18 protein-coding genes and 1 pseudogene are annotated in these 17,041 nt (G+C 63.9%); 11 read left to right on the forward strand and 8 right to left on the reverse strand.

What is annotated here, in order from left to right:
* Nucleotides 1-135 precede the first annotated feature (135 nt).
* Genes lptB through lptC form a run of 3 tightly spaced genes read right to left on the reverse strand, consistent with a single transcriptional unit; the run spans nucleotide 136 to nucleotide 2,229 of the window.
* The gene (gene lptB / locus ABSY17_RS21880; RefSeq protein WP_378945452.1) at nucleotides 136-957 is read right to left on the reverse strand and encodes an LPS export ABC transporter ATP-binding protein; all 822 of its coding nucleotides are present in this window, start codon (nucleotides 955-957) and stop codon (nucleotides 136-138) included.
* Nucleotides 957-1,478, reverse strand: a complete 522-nt coding sequence (locus ABSY17_RS21885) for an LptA/OstA family protein (RefSeq protein ID WP_378945454.1) — start codon at nucleotides 1,476-1,478, stop codon at nucleotides 957-959. The genes lptB and ABSY17_RS21885 overlap by 1 nt, the downstream gene beginning before the upstream one ends.
* A gap of 31 nt (nucleotides 1,479-1,509) precedes the next feature.
* Entirely contained in the window at nucleotides 1,510-2,229 is a 720-nt protein-coding gene (lptC, locus tag ABSY17_RS21890) for an LPS export ABC transporter periplasmic protein LptC (protein WP_378945457.1), read from the reverse strand.
* A 264-nt stretch (nucleotides 2,230-2,493) separates the two neighbouring features.
* Here lptC and sppA point away from each other — a divergent pair, with 264 nt between their 5' ends.
* The 10 genes and pseudogenes from sppA to ABSY17_RS21940 form a co-directional block, all read left to right on the forward strand.
* On the forward strand, nucleotides 2,494-3,468 hold the full coding sequence (gene sppA, locus ABSY17_RS21895) for a signal peptide peptidase SppA (protein WP_378945459.1): 975 nt from the start codon (nucleotides 2,494-2,496) through the stop codon (nucleotides 3,466-3,468).
* A gap of 43 nt (nucleotides 3,469-3,511) precedes the next feature.
* Complete coding sequence (locus ABSY17_RS21900) at nucleotides 3,512-3,796, forward strand: integration host factor subunit beta (RefSeq protein ID WP_378945462.1); 285 nt, start codon at nucleotides 3,512-3,514, stop codon at nucleotides 3,794-3,796.
* A 40-nt stretch (nucleotides 3,797-3,836) separates the two neighbouring features.
* The gene (locus tag ABSY17_RS21905) at nucleotides 3,837-4,169 is read left to right on the forward strand and encodes a DUF1049 domain-containing protein (RefSeq protein ID WP_378945464.1); all 333 of its coding nucleotides are present in this window, start codon (nucleotides 3,837-3,839) and stop codon (nucleotides 4,167-4,169) included.
* Between the two features lie 37 nt (nucleotides 4,170-4,206).
* Nucleotides 4,207-5,178, forward strand: a complete 972-nt coding sequence (locus ABSY17_RS21910) for an ornithine cyclodeaminase family protein (protein WP_378945467.1) — start codon at nucleotides 4,207-4,209, stop codon at nucleotides 5,176-5,178.
* A 105-nt stretch (nucleotides 5,179-5,283) separates the two neighbouring features.
* The gene (locus tag ABSY17_RS21915) at nucleotides 5,284-6,375 is read left to right on the forward strand and encodes a class I SAM-dependent methyltransferase (RefSeq protein ID WP_378945469.1); all 1,092 of its coding nucleotides are present in this window, start codon (nucleotides 5,284-5,286) and stop codon (nucleotides 6,373-6,375) included.
* A complete protein-coding gene (locus ABSY17_RS21920; RefSeq protein WP_378945472.1) occupies nucleotides 6,372-7,208 on the forward strand; it encodes a TrmH family RNA methyltransferase in 837 nt (278 codons plus the stop codon). Before ABSY17_RS21915 ends, ABSY17_RS21920 begins: the two co-directional genes overlap by 4 nt.
* A 7-nt stretch (nucleotides 7,209-7,215) precedes the next feature.
* On the forward strand, nucleotides 7,216-7,707 hold the full coding sequence (gene lspA / locus ABSY17_RS21925; protein ID WP_378945475.1) for a signal peptidase II: 492 nt from the start codon (nucleotides 7,216-7,218) through the stop codon (nucleotides 7,705-7,707).
* A 249-nt stretch (nucleotides 7,708-7,956) separates the two neighbouring features.
* Entirely contained in the window at nucleotides 7,957-8,709 is a 753-nt protein-coding gene (locus ABSY17_RS21930) for an SH3 domain-containing protein (protein WP_378952950.1), read from the forward strand.
* A 78-nt stretch (nucleotides 8,710-8,787) separates the two neighbouring features.
* Complete coding sequence (locus ABSY17_RS21935) at nucleotides 8,788-11,076, forward strand: ATP-binding protein (protein ID WP_378945478.1); 2,289 nt, start codon at nucleotides 8,788-8,790, stop codon at nucleotides 11,074-11,076.
* Nucleotides 11,077-11,397: 321 nt separating this feature from the next.
* A pseudogene (locus tag ABSY17_RS21940) lies at nucleotides 11,398-11,763 on the forward strand (GNAT family N-acetyltransferase); the annotation flags it as partial.
* Between the two features lie 489 nt (nucleotides 11,764-12,252).
* On the opposite strand, the gene ABSY17_RS21945 reads toward ABSY17_RS21940, so the two are convergent.
* Both ABSY17_RS21945 and grpE read right to left on the reverse strand, forming a co-directional pair.
* On the reverse strand, nucleotides 12,253-12,885 hold the full coding sequence (locus ABSY17_RS21945) for a trimeric intracellular cation channel family protein (protein ID WP_378945481.1): 633 nt from the start codon (nucleotides 12,883-12,885) through the stop codon (nucleotides 12,253-12,255).
* A gap of 140 nt (nucleotides 12,886-13,025) precedes the next feature.
* Nucleotides 13,026-13,658 carry a nucleotide exchange factor GrpE gene (grpE, locus tag ABSY17_RS21950; RefSeq protein ID WP_378945484.1) on the reverse strand — a complete coding sequence of 211 codons (633 nt, stop codon included), beginning with the start codon at nucleotides 13,656-13,658 and terminating at the stop codon, nucleotides 13,026-13,028.
* 201 nt (nucleotides 13,659-13,859) lie between these two features.
* On the opposite strand from grpE, the gene ABSY17_RS21955 reads away from it, so the two are divergent.
* On the forward strand, nucleotides 13,860-14,060 hold the full coding sequence (locus ABSY17_RS21955) for a hypothetical protein (RefSeq protein WP_378945487.1): 201 nt from the start codon (nucleotides 13,860-13,862) through the stop codon (nucleotides 14,058-14,060).
* 3 nt (nucleotides 14,061-14,063) lie between these two features.
* Here ABSY17_RS21955 and ABSY17_RS21960 read toward each other — a convergent pair whose 3' ends face one another.
* The 3 genes from ABSY17_RS21960 to ABSY17_RS21970 are packed head-to-tail and all read right to left on the reverse strand — an operon-like array spanning nucleotide 14,064 to nucleotide 17,024.
* Nucleotides 14,064-14,609 carry a DUF934 domain-containing protein gene (locus ABSY17_RS21960; RefSeq protein WP_378945490.1) on the reverse strand — a complete coding sequence of 182 codons (546 nt, stop codon included), beginning with the start codon at nucleotides 14,607-14,609 and terminating at the stop codon, nucleotides 14,064-14,066.
* A gap of 11 nt (nucleotides 14,610-14,620) precedes the next feature.
* Nucleotides 14,621-15,379 (reverse strand): phosphoadenylyl-sulfate reductase, encoded by a 759-nt coding sequence (locus ABSY17_RS21965; protein WP_378945492.1) that lies wholly within the window; start codon nucleotides 15,377-15,379, stop codon nucleotides 14,621-14,623.
* Nucleotides 15,354-17,024, reverse strand: coding sequence for a nitrite/sulfite reductase (locus ABSY17_RS21970; RefSeq protein WP_378945495.1), 1,671 nt, complete (start codon nucleotides 17,022-17,024; stop codon nucleotides 15,354-15,356). The genes ABSY17_RS21965 and ABSY17_RS21970 overlap by 26 nt, the downstream gene beginning before the upstream one ends.
* Nucleotides 17,025-17,041: the final 17 nt, after the last annotated feature.

Here is a 17,041-nt window from a genome sequence, read left to right on the forward strand (position 1 = left end):
GCTCACATGCTCGCGCCGATAAAACTGGCCCGGCTTTTGCATGTCAAGCAGATTGGGGTTTTGGTCACCGAAGCCGCGCGCAAATTCGGCAACGCGGTGCGCAGGCCGCGTACTATCGATACAGCGCAGAACCGCTCAGAGGGTAAAACCCTCGCCGAGATAGAGGCGGCGCACATCGGGGTTTGCGACGACCTCTTCGGCGCGTCCATGGGTCAGCACCTCGCCGGCATGGATGATGTAGGCGCGGTCGATCAGGCCAAGCGTCTCGCGCACATTGTGGTCGGTGATCAGGACGCCGATGCCGCGCTTGGTCAGGTGCCTGACGAGCTGCTGGATATCGGCAACCGCAATCGGGTCGATGCCGGCAAAAGGCTCGTCGAGCAGCATGTAGTTAGGACGGCTGGCTAGTGCCCGGGCGATCTCGAGACGGCGGCGCTCACCGCCCGAAAGGGCGATCGACGGCGCCTTGCGCAGATGGCTGATGTGAAATTCCTCGAGCAGCGAATCAAGCGACTTCTCGCGCTCCTTGCGGCTCTTCTCGACCACCTCGAGAATGGCGCGGATGTTGTTTTCGACCGACAGCCCGCGGAAAATCGAAGCTTCCTGCGGCAGATAGCCGATGCCCAGACGAGCACGGCGATACATCGGCATTTGGGTGACGTCGAAGCCGTCGATCTCGATGGTGCCCTGGTCGACCGGCACCAGCCCTGTGACCATGTAGAAGCACGTCGTCTTGCCGGCGCCGTTGGGACCGAGCAGCCCGACCGCTTCGCCGGCGCGCACTCCGAGCGTCACGCCGCTGACCACCTGCCTGCCCTTGTAGCTCTTGGTCAGGCCCTTGGCGATCAGCGTGCCCTTGAACTTGCCGCTCTTGGCACCGGTAGCGACTGCAGGTGCAGCAGGCTTGCGCGCAGAACCCGGCGTCAGACGCGACAACAGCGAGGATGCATCGGACATTATTTCTTCTGCGAACCCGGCGTTATCGACATCATCACGCGGCCGTTGCCCTTGGTGCCCTTGCTGCAGCCATCGACCTGAGCCAGGCCGCTCTTCATCTGCACCGTCAGCTTGCAGCCAACCAAGACGTTGTCGCCCTCGGACAGCACAACTTCGTTGCCCGAGAGCACCAGCACCTCGGTCTTCATGTCGAAGGTGCCGCGATCGCCGGTGGCAACCTGCTTGTCGGACTTCACATAGACCTTGTCATCGACTTCGAGCCGATCGATCCCGGCCGAACCGGTGGCGGCCGAGCCCTTGCCGTCCTTGAGATAGAAGACCGTCATCTTGCCGGACTTCAATACCGTCGGCCCCTGGGTGACACTGACATTGCCGGTGAAGATCGCAAGGTTCTCGGCTTCGCGGACCTCGAGCTTGTCGCTCTCGATCTGGATCGGCTGGTCGCCGGAGAGCTTGAGACCCGAGAGCCGGCTCTGGCTGTCCTGGGCGAGTGCCCCGGTAGCGCAAAACGCCATCCCCATGCACGCTAGGGCGGCAAATGACCGCCAAGACCTAATTTGCCGCACTTTCGCCTCCGCTGCCCTTTTGCGACGCCTTCAAACGCGTCGGATCGATGTCGACGCGTACCCGATTCTCGAAGACCACGACCTTGCCGTTCTCGCGCATCGACATCGAATCCGACGTGATCTTCGAACCGTCAAGGCTAATTTCAATCGGCTCGCTGGTCTTCATCGTGCCGCTTCCCATATCGAGATACGCGGATTTGAGCCGTGCGACCATCCCGTCGCTGGTCTTTACGGTGACCTGTTCGGTCAGATTGAGCGTATTGCCCTCGCGATCGTAGACGCCCCGCCCAGCATCGACCTTGGCGACGTTGTCGGCGGTGATCGGCAGATTGGCGTCGATGCCCAGAAGTTCGACGACGCCCTGATTTGCCGGATCCTGGACGGCGCGGTCGGCGGTCATCGAATAGGACAGGTTTTCGCGGGTGAACCCGCTGAGCTGCGGCTTGGCCATGACCAGCTTGCCCTCGGAGAAGGCAGCGCCCTCCGCCTTGACCTGCAAGGCGGGCGGCGCAGCAAGATAAGTATAGCCGCCGAACAGCGCTGCAAGCGCTATGGCCGTCACGGGCAAGGCGAGCTTCAAGACGCGGACGAGCCGCGAGTGGCGTGCTGCCTGATCGAAGGCATGGGCGCGCGAGGACGCAAGCGCGATTGCGGATTCCACCGCAACGCCGCCACCGCCGCCACTCGTCTCGATTGGTCGCGCCAACGCCCAAAGCCCTTCTTCGAAATGCCGTACCGATTCCGATTCGTCCCGGTCAAGCGGATGAAAGCCACGAAAGTATGACCATAAGGTCAAGGAGTTGCAGCCCAATGCGCGAGCCCCCGCGCCATGCTGCCAAATTTCAACCTGTAATATGGCTATTTACCGCAGAATACCAAGTTCCCGCAACGGCAGCCGGATGAGGAAAGCGGTGGCTCTCGGCGAAGCCTTGCTTTAAAAGATTTGCCTCTGCAGCACTTGAGGCACGTCATGACCATGAGAGCCGACGATCTGATCGACCGACGCCGGTTGCGGCGTAAATTGACCTTCTGGCGTGTCGCAGCTTTCGTGATCGCCGCCCTTGCCGTGGTCGCCCTGTCGACGTGGCTTGCCGGAGAACGCATCCCCGGCATTGCCAGCGACCACATCGCCAGGATCAAGATCGATGGCACGATCACCGAAGACGAAGACCTGCTTCGTCGCCTCGACCAGGTCCGAAAGTCCAACGCAGTCAAGGGCGTGATCCTGTCGATCGATTCGCCCGGCGGCACGACCGCCGGCGGCGAAGCGATCTACGACGCCGTGCGCAAGCTCTCCGCCGCAAAGCCCGTCGTGGCGCAGGTCGGCACGCTTGCCGCTTCGGCCGGCTACATGATCGCCTCGGCCACCGACCATATCGTGGCGCGCAAGTCCTCGATCGTCGGCTCCATCGGCGTGCTGGTGCAATATCCCGACCTGACCGGACTGATGGACAAGCTCGGCATCAAGCTCGAGGAGGTGAAGTCGTCGCCGCTGAAAGCAGCACCTTCGCCGTTCAAGCCGACTACGGACGAAGAGCGCGCGATGGTGCGCAACATGATCATGGACAGCTACGACTGGTTCGTCGGCATCGTCGCCGAGCGCCGCGCAATGTCCAGGGCCGAAGCCACAGCGCTTGCCGACGGACGGGTGTTCACCGGCCGCCAGGCGCTCGCCAACAAGCTGATCGACGAGGTCGGCGGCGAGGATCAGGCCATCGCCTGGCTCGGCACCAAGGGGGTCGACGCGAAGCTGTCGGTGGTCGAGTGGAAGCCGGCCCGCGGCAGCGCTTTCTTCCTGCCGACATCCATGGCGATGGCACTCGGACGTGCGCTCGGCGTAGGCGACCTCTCGACGGACCTGATCAGGGAGCTGGGTGCCGAACGCTTGTTCCTTGACGGTATGCTGTCGCTCTGGCACCCTGAAAATGCCGTGTCAGGCGACTGAAAAACAAATAAAATCATCATCATCATCTCGACGGGGACCGCGCATGATCAAGTCCGAACTCGTGCAAATCATCGCCACACGCAATCCGCATCTGTTCCTGCGGGATGTCGAGAACATCGTCAGCGCCATATTCGACGAGATCACCGATGCGCTGGCCGACGGCAATCGCGTCGAACTGCGCGGCTTTGGCGCGTTTTCGGTCAAGAACCGCCCGGCACGCACTGGCCGCAACCCGCGCACCGGCGAATCGGTTGAGGTCGAAGAGAAGTGGGTTCCGTTCTTCAAGACCGGCAAGGAACTGCGCGAGCGGCTGAACGCGGCGAAGTAACCAGCGACCGGCCGCAGCGGAGCCTCAAACAGGGAAATACATGTTCAACCGCGTCATGCTCATCGTGGTCCTGGTGCCGCTGGCGATCATTTTGATCGCGCTCGCCGTGGCCAACCGCGCGCCGACCGCATTCACGCTCGATCCCTTCAATCCGGGCAATCCGGCGCTGACCGTGCAGGCTCCGCTGTTCGTGCTGCTGTTTCTGGCGCTCGGGCTCGGCTTGATCCTCGGCGGCGCCATCACATGGTTCAAGCAGGGACGCTATCGCAAGATCGCGCGCCAGCGCGGCCTCGAGGCCGAGAGCCTGCGCCAGGCGGCAAGCCAGCGCCCGCCGGCAGCACCACAAGGCCCTGCACTGCCGCGCCCGCATTGACCTTTTCGGGCCGACGATGCCCAGCAGGGAGACTGCAATGCTGCAATTTTCGGCCGCTGACATCGACCGGGCGCTGACCTTTTCCGACCTGATCGAAACCTTGCGGACCGCCTTCCGCGAGGGCGCGGTGCAGCCGGTGCGTCACCACCACACCATCGAACGCACTGAGGGCACCGATTCGACCCTGCTGCTGATGCCGGCCTGGACCGACTTCAAGGCGGCGGGGGCAAAAACCGAGGGCCATATCGGCGTCAAGATCGTCACCGTCTCGCCCGACAACAACGCCATCGCCAAGCCGGCCGTGGTCGGGCTCTACCTTTTGCTCGACGGCGTCACCGGCGAGCCGCAGGCGCTGATGGACGGGCCGCGCCTGACGCAATGGCGCACGGCCTGCGCGTCCGCGCTCGCCGCCTCCTATCTGGCGCGCCCCGATGCCTCGAAGCTCCTGGTGATCGGTGCCGGCGCGCAGTGCCAGTTCCTCGCACGCGCCCATGCCGCCGTGCGTCCGATCAAGGAAATCCGCATCTGGAATCGAACGGCTGCCAATGCGGAGGCACTTGCCGCCTCGCTGCGCACTGAGGGTTTCGCGGCCACCGCCGTTTCCGACCTCGACGCCGAACTCGGCTGGGCCGACATCGTAACAGCCGGCACGATTTCCACGACGCCGCTGGTGAGAGGGGAAAAAATCAAACCCGGCACCCATGTCGATCTCGTCGGTGGCTTCACGCCGGGAATGCGCGAGGCGGATGACGCGGCGATCACCAGGGCGCGTGTCTATGTAGACACGCGTGCAGGCGCGACCAAGGAAGCCGGCGACATCGTCCAGCCGATCGCCGCCGGCGTGCTGCGGGCCGATGACATCGTCGCCGACCTGCATGAACTCGCCCACGACCAGAAGCCGGGCCGCCAGTCGCCGGACGAGATCACGCTGTTCAAGTCGGTGGGCGCGGCACTCGAGGACCTCGCTGCCGGGATTGCCGTCTACGAGGCGCTCAAGCCGAAAGCCTGAATGCGGCTTCGACACCGACGCTTCGACGATCAGCGGCATCCCCTGCGGTTGCGGAGTGCGGGGCCGTATGTCAAAAGCGGCCAAACCGCCCGGAGACGAAGTTTCTTGAAGCACCCGCGTGACAAGCGCCGCGACAGCCGCCCCCAGCCGCCCCGCATGGGTGCCGCGGCACCCATGCCCGCGCGCGACCGCCAGGAGCGGCAACAAGAACGCCAGCCGGAGCAGCGCCCTGCCCCACGGCAGGAGCATCTCTCCGAGGCCAAAGCCGAACCGCGCAAGCTGGTCCGCCGCGAAGGCGCGCTTCCCGCCGAACGCCTACCGCTGATCCTTGAGGTCGCCCCCAATGACGACTACGCCCTGCTCGACAGCGGCGCTGGCCAGAAACTCGAACAATATGGCCCCTACCGCATCGTCCGGCCCGAGGGGCAGGCGATCTGGCAGCGGGCGCTGCCGGCCAGGGAATGGGAAAAGGCCGACGCCATATTCACCGGCGACACCGACGAGGAAGGCCTGGGCCGCTGGCGCTTCCCCAAGACGCCGCTCGGCGAGACCTGGCCAATGCGCCATGACGGGCTATCTTATCAGGGTCGCTTCACCTCGTTCCGCCATGTCGGCGTCTTTCCCGAACAGGCGACGCACTGGGACCACATGGCCAGCCTGATCGAGAACGCGAAGCGCCCGGTCAAGGTGCTCAACCTGTTCGGCTATACCGGCCTTGCCTCGCTGGTCGCAGCCCGCGCCGGCGCCGAGGTCACCCATGTCGACGCATCCAAGAAGGCGATTGGCTGGGCCCGCGAGAATCAGGAAATGGCCGGCCTCGCCAACAAGCCGATCCGCTGGATCTGCGAGGACGCGATGAAATTCGTCGAGCGCGAGGAACGTCGCGGCAGCCGCTACGACATCATCCTGTTCGACCCGCCGGCCTATGGCCGCGGCCCCAAGGGCGAGGTTTGGCAGTTGTTCGAGAGCCTGCCCGCCATGACCGACATCTGCCGCTCGATCCTGACGCCGAAGCCGCTCGCCGTGGTGCTGACCGCCTATTCGATCCGCGCCTCGTTCTTCGCCATCCACGCCCTGATGCGCGACACCTTCGCCGGCATGGGCGGCACCATCGAATCGGGCGAACTGGTAATCCGTGAGAAATCGGCTGGCCGGGCGCTTTCGACCTCCCTCTTCTCGCGCTGGATAGCCCAATGAGCGAACACCGCACCGGCGCCCCCGGCCGCGTCAAGGAAGTGACCAGCCTCGCCAATCCGCTGGTCAAGGATATCAAGGCGCTGGCGCAGAAGAAATTCCGCGACCAGCAGAATGCCTTCATCGCCGAAGGGCTGAAACTGGTCATCGACGCGCTCGACCTCGGCTGGACGATCAAGACGCTGATCTTCGCCAAATCCGGCCTCGGCAATCCGGCCATCGAGAAGGTCGCGGCGCGCACCAGAGCCTCTGGCGGCGACGTGCTCGAAGTCTCCGAGAAGGTGATCACCGCCATCACCCGGCGCGACAATCCGCAAGCCGTGGTCGGCGTATTCAGCCAGCGTTTCGTGCTGCTCAAGGACATCCGCCCGCGCGACGGCGACGTCTGGGTGGCGCTCGACCGGGTCCGCGACCCCGGCAATCTCGGCACCGTCATACGCACCGTCGACGCCGTCGGCGCCAAGGGGGTGATCCTGGTCGGCGAGACCACCGATCCGTTCTCGCTCGAAACCGTGCGCGCCACCATGGGTTCGATCTTCGCGGTGCCTGTCGCCAAGACCAATCCTGAAGCCTTCCTCGCCTGGCGCAAGGATTTTCACGGCATCGTCGCCGGCACTCACCTCAAGGGCGCGGTCGACTATCGCTCGGTAGATTTCGGCAGCCGTCCGGTCCTGCTGATGATGGGCAACGAGCAGCAGGGCCTGCCCGACAATCTGGCCAATGCCTGCGACCGTTTGCTGCGCATTCCGCAGGCTGGCCGCGCCGATTCGCTCAATCTTGCAGTCGCCACCGGCGTCATGCTGTTCGAGATCCGGCGCAACGCGCTGAAGCTTTAGAGGCCCCATGAAGCCAGCTGTATTCTATGGGCTCGTAACCGCCATTGCAGTCGCCCTCGACCAGTGGATCAAGTATCTGGTCGAGACGACGCTCGTAATGCACGAGAAGGTCGACGTGCTGCCCTTTCTGGCGCTCTACCGTACCTACAACACCGGCATTGCGTTTTCGATGTTCTCCAATGTCGGTGACACCGGCCTGATCGTGATGACTGCCGTCGTCGTGGCCTTCGTCGCCTATCTGGCCAGCCGCACGACACCGGCGCAGGCGATCTCGCGTTTCGGCTTCGCGCTGATCGTCGGCGGCGCGCTCGGCAATCTGATCGACCGGACGGTCCACGGCCACGTCATCGACTACATATTGTTCCACACGCCGGTGTGGTCGTTCGCCATCTTCAATCTCGCCGACGCGTTCATTTCGGTCGGAGCCGCACTGGTGGTGCTCGACGAGTTCCTCGCCTGGCGGCGCGGCGACAGTAAGGCCGGCAAGTCAGGCAACTGATCTCCGCCAACAGGTTAGCCATGGCTTACTCACCGATTTGTTTTTGCGGTTAACAAAGTTTTCGGAAAGGTCGCAATCGGGTCCAAGCTCTGCCACAATCAACCGTCAGATTGCGGCGGGTGGACGAGCCAACAAGGCACTATCTTATCTGTCGATCGGCGATGCGGCGAAGATCCGCGGGCTGAGACGACAGGCGGGGACGCTCGATTTTTCGAGCGAACGGGCCTGAGCGGAGAGTTGTTTGTGACTATGCCCTTCAAGTTGGGCGCTGCCAGCCGGCCGCGCCCCACGACGATGTTCATGAAGACGGGGACGGCATCCTGGTGCGAGCACGCGCCGAGTCGCGGTCTGGTCTTCGGTGTGGCGGCGATGACCGCGCTGATGAGCGTGACCGCCGTTTCCGCCCTGTTCGTCCTGCCCCATATGGGCAAGCACGAAATCGCCCAGGATGCGCGCCAAGCCGACGCGCAGCAGTTCGTCGAGCCGGCCAGGGACAAGATCACCACCATCACCGCCGAGCCTACCGGCAGAAAGAACCGGCTGGCGCCGTCAGCTGCGTCGATCCTGGTTTCCGAAGCCAATGCAGAGGAAGCCACCGAAACGCCCTTGGCGGCGGATCCACGCTGGTCCCAGGTCGTCGCGGCAAGCGCAAACAAGCCGCTGGAAGCGATACCTGCCGTTCCCGGGGCCGAAAAGGTAATCGCCACGGGCCCCATCGAGCCCGAGGTGCTGGCGCTCACCCAGACAGAAGAAGCCCAAACCGATCCGGCGGCGACGGCGGCCATCAAGGCTATGGACAGCAAGGCGAAAGCGGACGCACCGGACAAGGAGACGCGCGAGGCCACCATCAAGCGTTCGGTGAACATGCGCTCCAAGCCAAACGGCGCGGTACTGGCCGTCATTCCTGCCAAGACCGCCGTCGAACTGGTTTCCTGCACCAGCTGGTGCGAGGTGATCTACAAGGACAAACGCGGATATGTCGCCAAGAGCTACATCAAGTAGCCGGCGGACTGGGCCAACCGCTAAAATTCGAACGATCCGCCAAAATCTTCCCTAAGCTCTCGCTGCTAGGGTTCCGCCATGATGACGGAATCCGGGTTCACAACAAGGGAAGCAAGGCAACGCGCAGATGCCCGGAAGACCGATGCGCATTCGCTGCGGCGCATGGTCGCGCCACCGCCGATCGAACCGGAACTGCCGAAAGAGCCGCCGCACGGACTATACTTCGCCACCCTGGTAGCCGTGTTCGTGCTGGGCGGCCTCGCCCACCTTACCGGCGCGCCCATATTTATCAGCGTCGGCCTTTTGCTCACGGGCACAACCGGGCTCGTTCTGGCCGCCCGCAGCCTCAGCGAGCGCGAACGCGCAGCCAGCTCCATTACCGAAAGCGCCTCGCGTAGCCGTGCGGAGATGGAAACGCTCGCCGACCGCATGTGGGAGCTGCAGGAAAGCGAAGAGCGATTCCGCGGCCTCATCGACGCCCTCGGCGACCTGGTCGTGCATCGCGACCGCGACGGCCGGATCGTTTACGCCAACAAGGTGTTCGCCGACCTCATCGGCCAGGACCATCGCGACCTCGCCGGCCGAACCTTGGCGGAACTCGGCGTCGATGTCGGCGTCGTGCCCGATGCCGCCTTCTCCGATGGCGAATGCCTGAGCTCGACCGATGTCGGAATCCGCACGGCCGGCATGGTGCGCTGGTTCTCGTGGATCGAGCTTTCGGTCCGCGACAAGGAAAGCCAGGCAGTGTCCCACCGGGCCATCGCGCGCGACATCACCGCCCGCAAGCGTGCCGAAACAGCGCTCATCAACGCGCGAGAACGCGCCGAATATGCAAGCCAAGCCAAGTCGCGTTTCCTAGCAACCGTCAGCCACGAAATCCGTACGCCGATGAACGGCATCATGGGCATGGCCAAGCTGCTGCACGACACCGAGCTGTCGGCAGAGCAGCGCACCTATGTCGGTGCGATCTCGACCTCGGCGAGCGCACTGCTGGCGCTGATCGAAGACCTGCTCGACTATTCCAAGATCGAGGCCGGGCGCTTCGACCCCGAACCTCAGCCGATGTCGCCGCGCGAAATCGCCGACAATGTGGTGGAACTGCTCGCCTCGCGCGCCTTCGGCAAGGGCATCGGCCTCGGCTGCCATGTCGCCCCCGACGTCCCGCAGATGATATCAGCCGATCCCGGCCGCGTGCGCCAGGTGCTGCTCAACCTGATCGGCAACGCCGTCAAGTTCACCGACGCCGGTGGCGTACGGTTGACCGTCGAACGCATTGGTGACGAGGCCCCGGGCAAAATCCGCTTCACAGTAGCCGATACCGGACCTGGCCTGCATGCCGACGACATGCGGCGCATCTTCGACGAATTCGAGCAGGCCGACGGAACATCGACCCGTTCGCATGGCGGTGCCGGCCTCGGGCTGGCCATTTCCAGGCGTCTGGCCACATCGATGGGCGGGACCATCGATGTCGCGAGCACGCTGGGCCAAGGCTCTGAATTCTCTTTCGAGATCCCCGCCCATGGCGCGGCGGAAAATGCCGAGATCAGCAATGAGGTGCTCGCCGGTCGCCGCGCAGTGATCCTGTCAAGAAACGTCACCGAAGCGGCGGCGATTGCCGACACCATCCGCGCGCACGGCGGCCGCGCCGATATCGCCACCACGCCCGAGCAGGCCGCGGCCTATGGCGAAAAGTGCGATACGTTGCTGGTCGACGCGGCGATGGAAGAGAATGACGGGCGAGTGCTGAGGCAATTGCGCGAGAGCAGCTTTGCTGCGAGCGAGGCCGTGACACTGATTGCGCCGACAGATCGGGGGCTGCTGGGCGAATTGCGCGCCAGTGGCTACGCGACATTCCTTGCCCGGCCCGTGCGCGGCGAAACACTGCTGCGCGTGCTGCTGTCGGATCATGGCGGTGTGCTCGGACAGCCGCAGACGGCGAAGCGCAAGCCCGCAAAGCAGGATCCGGGTCGTCGCTTGTCGGGGCTCTCAGTGCTCATCGCCGAGGACAACGACATCAACGCCATGCTCGCGCGTAGTGCGCTGACCAAGGCCGGGCATCGGGTCGAGGTCGTCAGCAACGGCAAGGCCGCCGTCGAAGCGCTGACAAATGCCGCGAGCAGGCGACTGTATGACCTCGTCTTGATGGACATGCACATGCCGGTGATGGACGGGCTGGATGCCATTTCAGCCATCCGGCGCCACGAAGAACAGCATGGCCTCGCCGCGCTTCCAATCGTCGTCCTGTCGGCCGACAGCCAGGAAAAGACCCGCCATGCCGTGCTTGCGCATGGCGCAAGCGGCTTCGTGACCAAGCCGCTCGACCCCGACATCCTGATCAATCTGGTCGAACAGCGCGCCGCCGCCTGAACCCTGCAGCCTCGTGATTCCTGGGAGCTGGAATTGATTTTCGGAATGCACAATACGTAGATTCAAAGACTTAGATCGTCCCTTACGCGTCCGATTGGCCGCGCAGGTTGCCGATGCACCTACATTCCCTAGCCGGCTAGGGGCGCTGTTTGCCCGTCCTGCCTTGCCCGGACCGGTCGATCGCTATAGTGTCACAATCCTGTAGCACCGGTCCCGTATGCCGGCCTGGAGGGATGGCTTGAAGGAGAAACATCCGTGCATACAGCATTGCCGGATCGTGACACTCAGAATGCAAGTGGCGCCAAGGTGAGGTTGCCGTCCATGCCGTTGTTGTCGGAAATACCGCTCGGGCGGATCGGTTCTCTGGAAGTCCGCCTTGCTCGCAACGAGTCGGAGATCGCTGCCGCCCAGGAAGTACGCTACCGCGTATTCTTCAATGAACTGGGCGCCAGGAAGCAGGCGCTGCATTCCATCGATCAGCGCGATGCCGACAGTTTCGACGACATCTGCGACCATCTTCTGGTATTCGACACATCCCTTGACGGCCCCGAACACCGCCGCATCGTCGGCACATACCGGTTGCTGCGCCAGGAGCGTGCGACGGAAGCAGGCGGCTTCTATTCCGACGACGAATTCGAGCTCAAGAAGCTCATCGCCCGCCATCCGGGCCAGCGCTTCCTCGAACTCGGCCGCTCCTGTGTTCTGCCCGAATACCGCTCCAAGCGGACGATCGAGGCCTTGTGGCAGGGCATCTGGGCCTATCTCAACCGCTACGACATCGACGTCATGACCGGCTGCGCCTCGTTCCACGGTACGGTTCCGGCCGCCCATGCCGAGGCCCTGACCTATCTCGCCCATCATTGCCGCACCAGCGCCGACTGGGACGTACGTGCGGTGGCGGGACGCTATCGCCAGATGGACCTGATGCCGATCGAGGCGGTCAACCCCAAGGCGGCGATCGGGGCAATGCCGCCCCTGGTGAAAGGCTATCTGCGCGTCGGCGCCAGGATCGGCGACGGCTGCGTCATCGACGACAATTTCGGCACGGTTGACGTTTTCGTGGTCATGCCGGTCAAGGAGATCGGCGCCCGCTACATCAACTATTACGGCGGGGAAGCGCAGCGCTTCGCCGCCTGAAACGGCGAGCGCTGCTACCCACGACAGTTACATCCCTTGTCACGGAATATCCTCAGGCCGCCTGCCCGGTCGGCTGCGGTAAGCGGGAAATGTCCAGCCGAACTTTAGCGCCCCGCCGCGCACCATGAAGGCGGAAATGAAAGCGACGATGGCCGCGACCTCCGGCGGCAGGTCGGCAAACTCGGCGAGGGTGTAGACCCCGGCGCCCGTCATCGCCGCCGAGACATAGATTTCCGGCTTCAGCAGCACCGAAGGCTCGCCCGCGAGCAGATCCCGCAGGATGCCGCCGAACGTGGCGGTTAGCAGGCCCATGACGACGGCGACCGTCGGCGAGCCGGTGGCGGCAAGGCCCTTGGCGGCACCGAGCACCGCATAGGCCGACATCCCAAGTGCATCGAGCCAGAGCAGCAGTTTGTAGCGGGATTCAACCAGGTGAGCGGTGAAGAAGACGAGCACCGCAATGGCGGCGCAAACCAGGACATAATCAGGGTTGACCACCCAGAATACCGGCAGTCCAAGGACGACGTCGCGAACGGTGCCGCCGCCGATGCCAGTGAAACTGGCCAGGAACAGGAAGCCGATGACGTCAAGCTGCTTGCGCGAGGCGGCAAGCGCGCCCGTCGCGGCAAACACCGCCACGCCGGCATAGTCGAGATATTGCAAAGGATTCATGGAGCGAGCGAATAGGGAATAGTGAGTAGCGAATAGAGACGGAACATAGCAGCGTCCGGCGTCAAAGCCAGAGCAGCCAAATTTCTATTCCCTACTCGCTATCAGCTACTCCCTATTCGCTGTCATTCACCATTCGCTGCTCAGGCGTCCTTCTCAGCCTGCACGTTGACCGGGCCCGGCTCCGTGGGCGCATCGGCCACATGCTTGGGGCCGCCCTTGGCGACGCCGACCATGGCCGGGCGCAGGACGCGGTCGCCGATGGTGTAGCCGGACTGCACGACCTGCACGACGGTGTTGGCCGGAACATCGGGGTTCGGCACTTCGAACATGGCCTGATGGAAGTTCGGATCGAACTTTTCGCCCTGCGGCTCGAGCTTGCGCACGCCGTGGCGCTCGAGAGCCGTAAGCATCGCGCGCTCGGTTACCTCGACTCCTTCAAGGAGGCTTGCCAGCCCCGCGCCGCCCGCAGCCTTGGCCTCGTCGGTTACCGCCTCGATGGCGCGACGCAGATTGTCGGACACCGAAAGCATGTCGCGGGCGAAATTCGCCATCGAATAGGCGCGCGCATCCTGCACGTCGCGCGCGGTGCGGCGGCGGAGGTTTTCCATCTCGGCCGCAGCGCGCAAGGCGCGATCTTTCAGTTCTTCGTTTTCCTTCAGCAGCCGAACGAGGGCTTCATAGTCACCTTCGACGCCGCCTTCGATCTTTTCGGCCTGGGCCTCGACAGTCGCCGTCTCGTCGGGCGTGCGTTCGTCTTTTGCCTGGTCGCTCATCACAAATTCCCGTTGTTCTGTACGGTTTGAAGTTCCGTCCGATATCGAGGTTTGGGGTTCAAAAATCAAGGGGCGGCCGAATCCCTAGGGAAGTGGCAGCTTCCACCCCTGTCCTTATCCTGACTGCGGGCCACGGCTGCACGGCGACCTGGCGGAACCATCCCCGCGTGGCGAGCGTTTTTATGGGAAAGGATCCTCGACATGACGAGTCGAAACAAGCACAGGCCGATATCGGGCACGACCGCTGACGTCCAGCGCAAGCTCATGTCGGAAACCAACATGCGCCTGCTGCACGCGTTCCCGGCCTTTGGCGTCGAAAGCTCGCTACCCGATAAGCTGCTCAACCTGCTCGATCGGCTCGACGACAGCGAGCAGCCGTCGCAATCGCAAAAATCGAACTGACATTTACGCTCCCGCGGCACGCCGCCAAGCATATCTGGCGCCTCTGCCGTTGGACGCGGCAGCCTTTGCCGACGGCTGATAGTAGAGCGGCAAGCCACCCGCCTGCCCGGCCTCCAGGCGCTTCAGCAGGACCGGATGCGACACTTCGAACTCGTCGAAGCCGACGCGCAGCATGTGCGGCAGTTGGTCGACCAGGACCTGCCCCGTCGCCCTCACGGCACCGGTGAAACCGTGCCGGCTACGCAGTAGTTCAGCCTTGGAGAAGGATCGGCCATCGTTGAAAGCCGGGAAGGCGAGCGCCACCAGCGATAGCTGATCCAGCAGGCCTGTGATGGCATCGAGTTGGTCGCCCGGCTGCAGCAGCACGCCAAGGCGCTCGCGTGCCGACTTGCGCTGCTCGGGATCGAGTTCAAGGAAGGTATGCAACGGCAGGATGAAACGGCCGTTACCCGACAGTGCATCGGCGCTCTCGGCGTGCGTCCATTCGTCTTCGCTGAAACCTCCCGGTGTCCACAGGCGCACGGCTTTGTCGTTGGTCGCGTGGGTCATTTGCAAAATTCCTAGAGGGATGCGTCGGTCAGCGACTGCTCAAGGCCGGAAAGATGGATGCCGCATTCGGTCTTGGACTGCCCGGCCCAGCGACCGCTGCGGGCGTCCTCGCCCGGCTTGACGGCTTGCGTGCAGGGGAAACAGCCGATCGACAAGTAGCCGTAGGCCACCAGCGGGTTCTCCCGCAGGGCATGCCTGCGCATGTAGTCGGCGAGATCAGACGTCGTCCAGCGGGCGAGCGGATTGATGCGAAAGCGCGGGCCGACCTGCTCGAACACCGGCAAGGCGGCACGGGTCGCCGCCTGGAAGCGCTTGCGGCCGGTGAACCAGGCACGGAACGGCTCGACGCCACGGGCCATCGGTTCGACCTTGCGCACGTCGCAGCAGGCGTCGGTGTCGGTCTGGTGCAGGTCGCCCGACGGGTCGATCCGGGCGAGCGCAGCCTCGTTTGGCGCAATGACGCGGATGTTGGTCAAGCCGAAGTCGGCCGCCAGCGCATCCCGATAGTCAAGCGTCTCGCTGAAATGCTTGCCGGTGTCGAGAAAGATCACCGGCAGCTTGCCGTCGACCTTGGCGATCATGTGCAACAATACCGCCGAATCCGCGCCGAAAGAGGAGACAGCAGCAACTTCGCCTGCAAAGCGCTCGGTCGCCGCACGTGCAATGATCTCCTGAGGCGTCAGGTGCCCGTAGAGCGCATCGAGAGCGGCGGCCTCGGCCAGAACCTGCGCTTCGCCGTCAGCGTCAGGCTGCCTTGGCTTCGCTAGCATAGAGCGCCTCCTTGAACGGAGCGGGGCCGACGCGGCGATAAGCGTCGAGGAATTTCTCCGAAGGATCGCGCCTGATCTGCAGGTATGTCTCCACAATGGTCTCGATGGCGTCGGTGATCTCTTCCGGGCCGAAGCCGCGGCCGATGATCTCGCCGACCGAGGTGTGTTCGTCGGCCGAGCCGCCGAGCGTCACCTGGTATAGTTCGGCCCCCTTCTTCTCGACGCCGAGAATGCCGATGTGGCCGACATGGTGGTGGCCGCAGGCGTTGATGCAGCCGGAGATCTTGAGCTTGAGTTCGCCAATGTCGCGCTGGCGCTCGAGGGAGGCGAAGCGGTGCGAAATCTCCTGCGCCACCGAAATCGAACGGGCGTTGGCGAGCGCGCAGTAGTCAAGCCCCGGGCAGGCGATGATGTCTGATATCAGGTTGGAGTTGGCCGTCGCCAGATCGATCGCCACCAGCGCGTCGTAGACGGCCTTGAGGTCGGCGCGAGCGACATGCGGCAGGATCAGGTTCTGCTCGTGGCTGACCCGGATTTCGTCGAAGCCGTACTTTTCGGCGATGTCGGCCACGGCCTCCATCTGGCTGTCACTGGCGTCGCCCGGCGCCTCGCCGATGGCCTTGAGCGAGATCGTCACCGCCGCATAGTCAGGATTGCGATGGGTGAAGACGTTCTGGTCGAGCCATTCGCCGAAGCTCTTGGAATCGAGCCGCGCAAGCTTGAGGACCTCGTCGCCTTCCTGCCGGGCAGCGAGTGCAGGGGGCGCGAAATAGGCCTGGATCGCGGCGACATCGGCCCCCGGCAGCTTGAGCTCGCCGTCCTTCAGTGCCTGCCACTCGGCCTCGACCTGGCGGGCAATTTCCTCGACGCCAGTCTCGTGGACCAGAATCTTGATGCGCGCCTTGTACTTGTTGTCGCGGCGGCCATGGAGATTGTACACGCGCAGGATCGCCGTGGTGTAGGACAGCAGGTGCTCTTCCGGCAGGAAGTCGCGGATCTTCTTGGCGACCATCGGCGTGCGCCCCTGCCCGCCGCCGATATAGACGGCAAAGCCGAGCTCGCCCTTGTCGTTCTTCTTGAGATGCAGGCCGATGTCGTGGGTCTGGATGGCGGCGCGGTCACGCGCCGCACCGGTCACCGCGATCTTGAACTTGCGCGGCAAGTACGAAAACTCCGGATGCACCGACGACCACTGGCGCAGGATCTCGGCATAGGGCCTGGGGTCGGCGACCTCGTCGGCGGCAGCCCCGGCGAAATGGTCGGCCGTGACATTGCGGATGCAGTTGCCCGAGGTCTGGATGGCGTGCATCTCGACCGAGGCCAGGTCGGCGAGGATCGCCGGAATGTCCGACAGGGCCGGCCAGTTGAACTGGATGTTCTGGCGCGTGGTGAAGTGGCCGTAGCCCTTGTCGTATTTGCGGGCGATGTGGCCGAGCATGCGCAGCTGGCGCGAATTCAGCGTGCCGTAGGGCACGGCGATGCGCAGCATGTAGGCGTGCAGTTGCAGGTAGACGCCGTTCATCAGGCGCAGCGGGCGGAACTGGTCCTCGGTGATCTCGCCGGCAAGGCGGCGCTCCACCTGGTCGCTGAACTCGGCGACGCGGGCCTTCACGAAATCATGGTCGAACTCGTCGTAGCGGTACATGGTCGTCTTCCGGTCTG

It is taken from the genome of Mesorhizobium sp. ANAO-SY3R2 (genome assembly GCF_042466635.1).
In the GTDB taxonomy this organism is placed as follows: domain Bacteria; phylum Pseudomonadota; class Alphaproteobacteria; order Rhizobiales; family Rhizobiaceae; genus Aminobacter.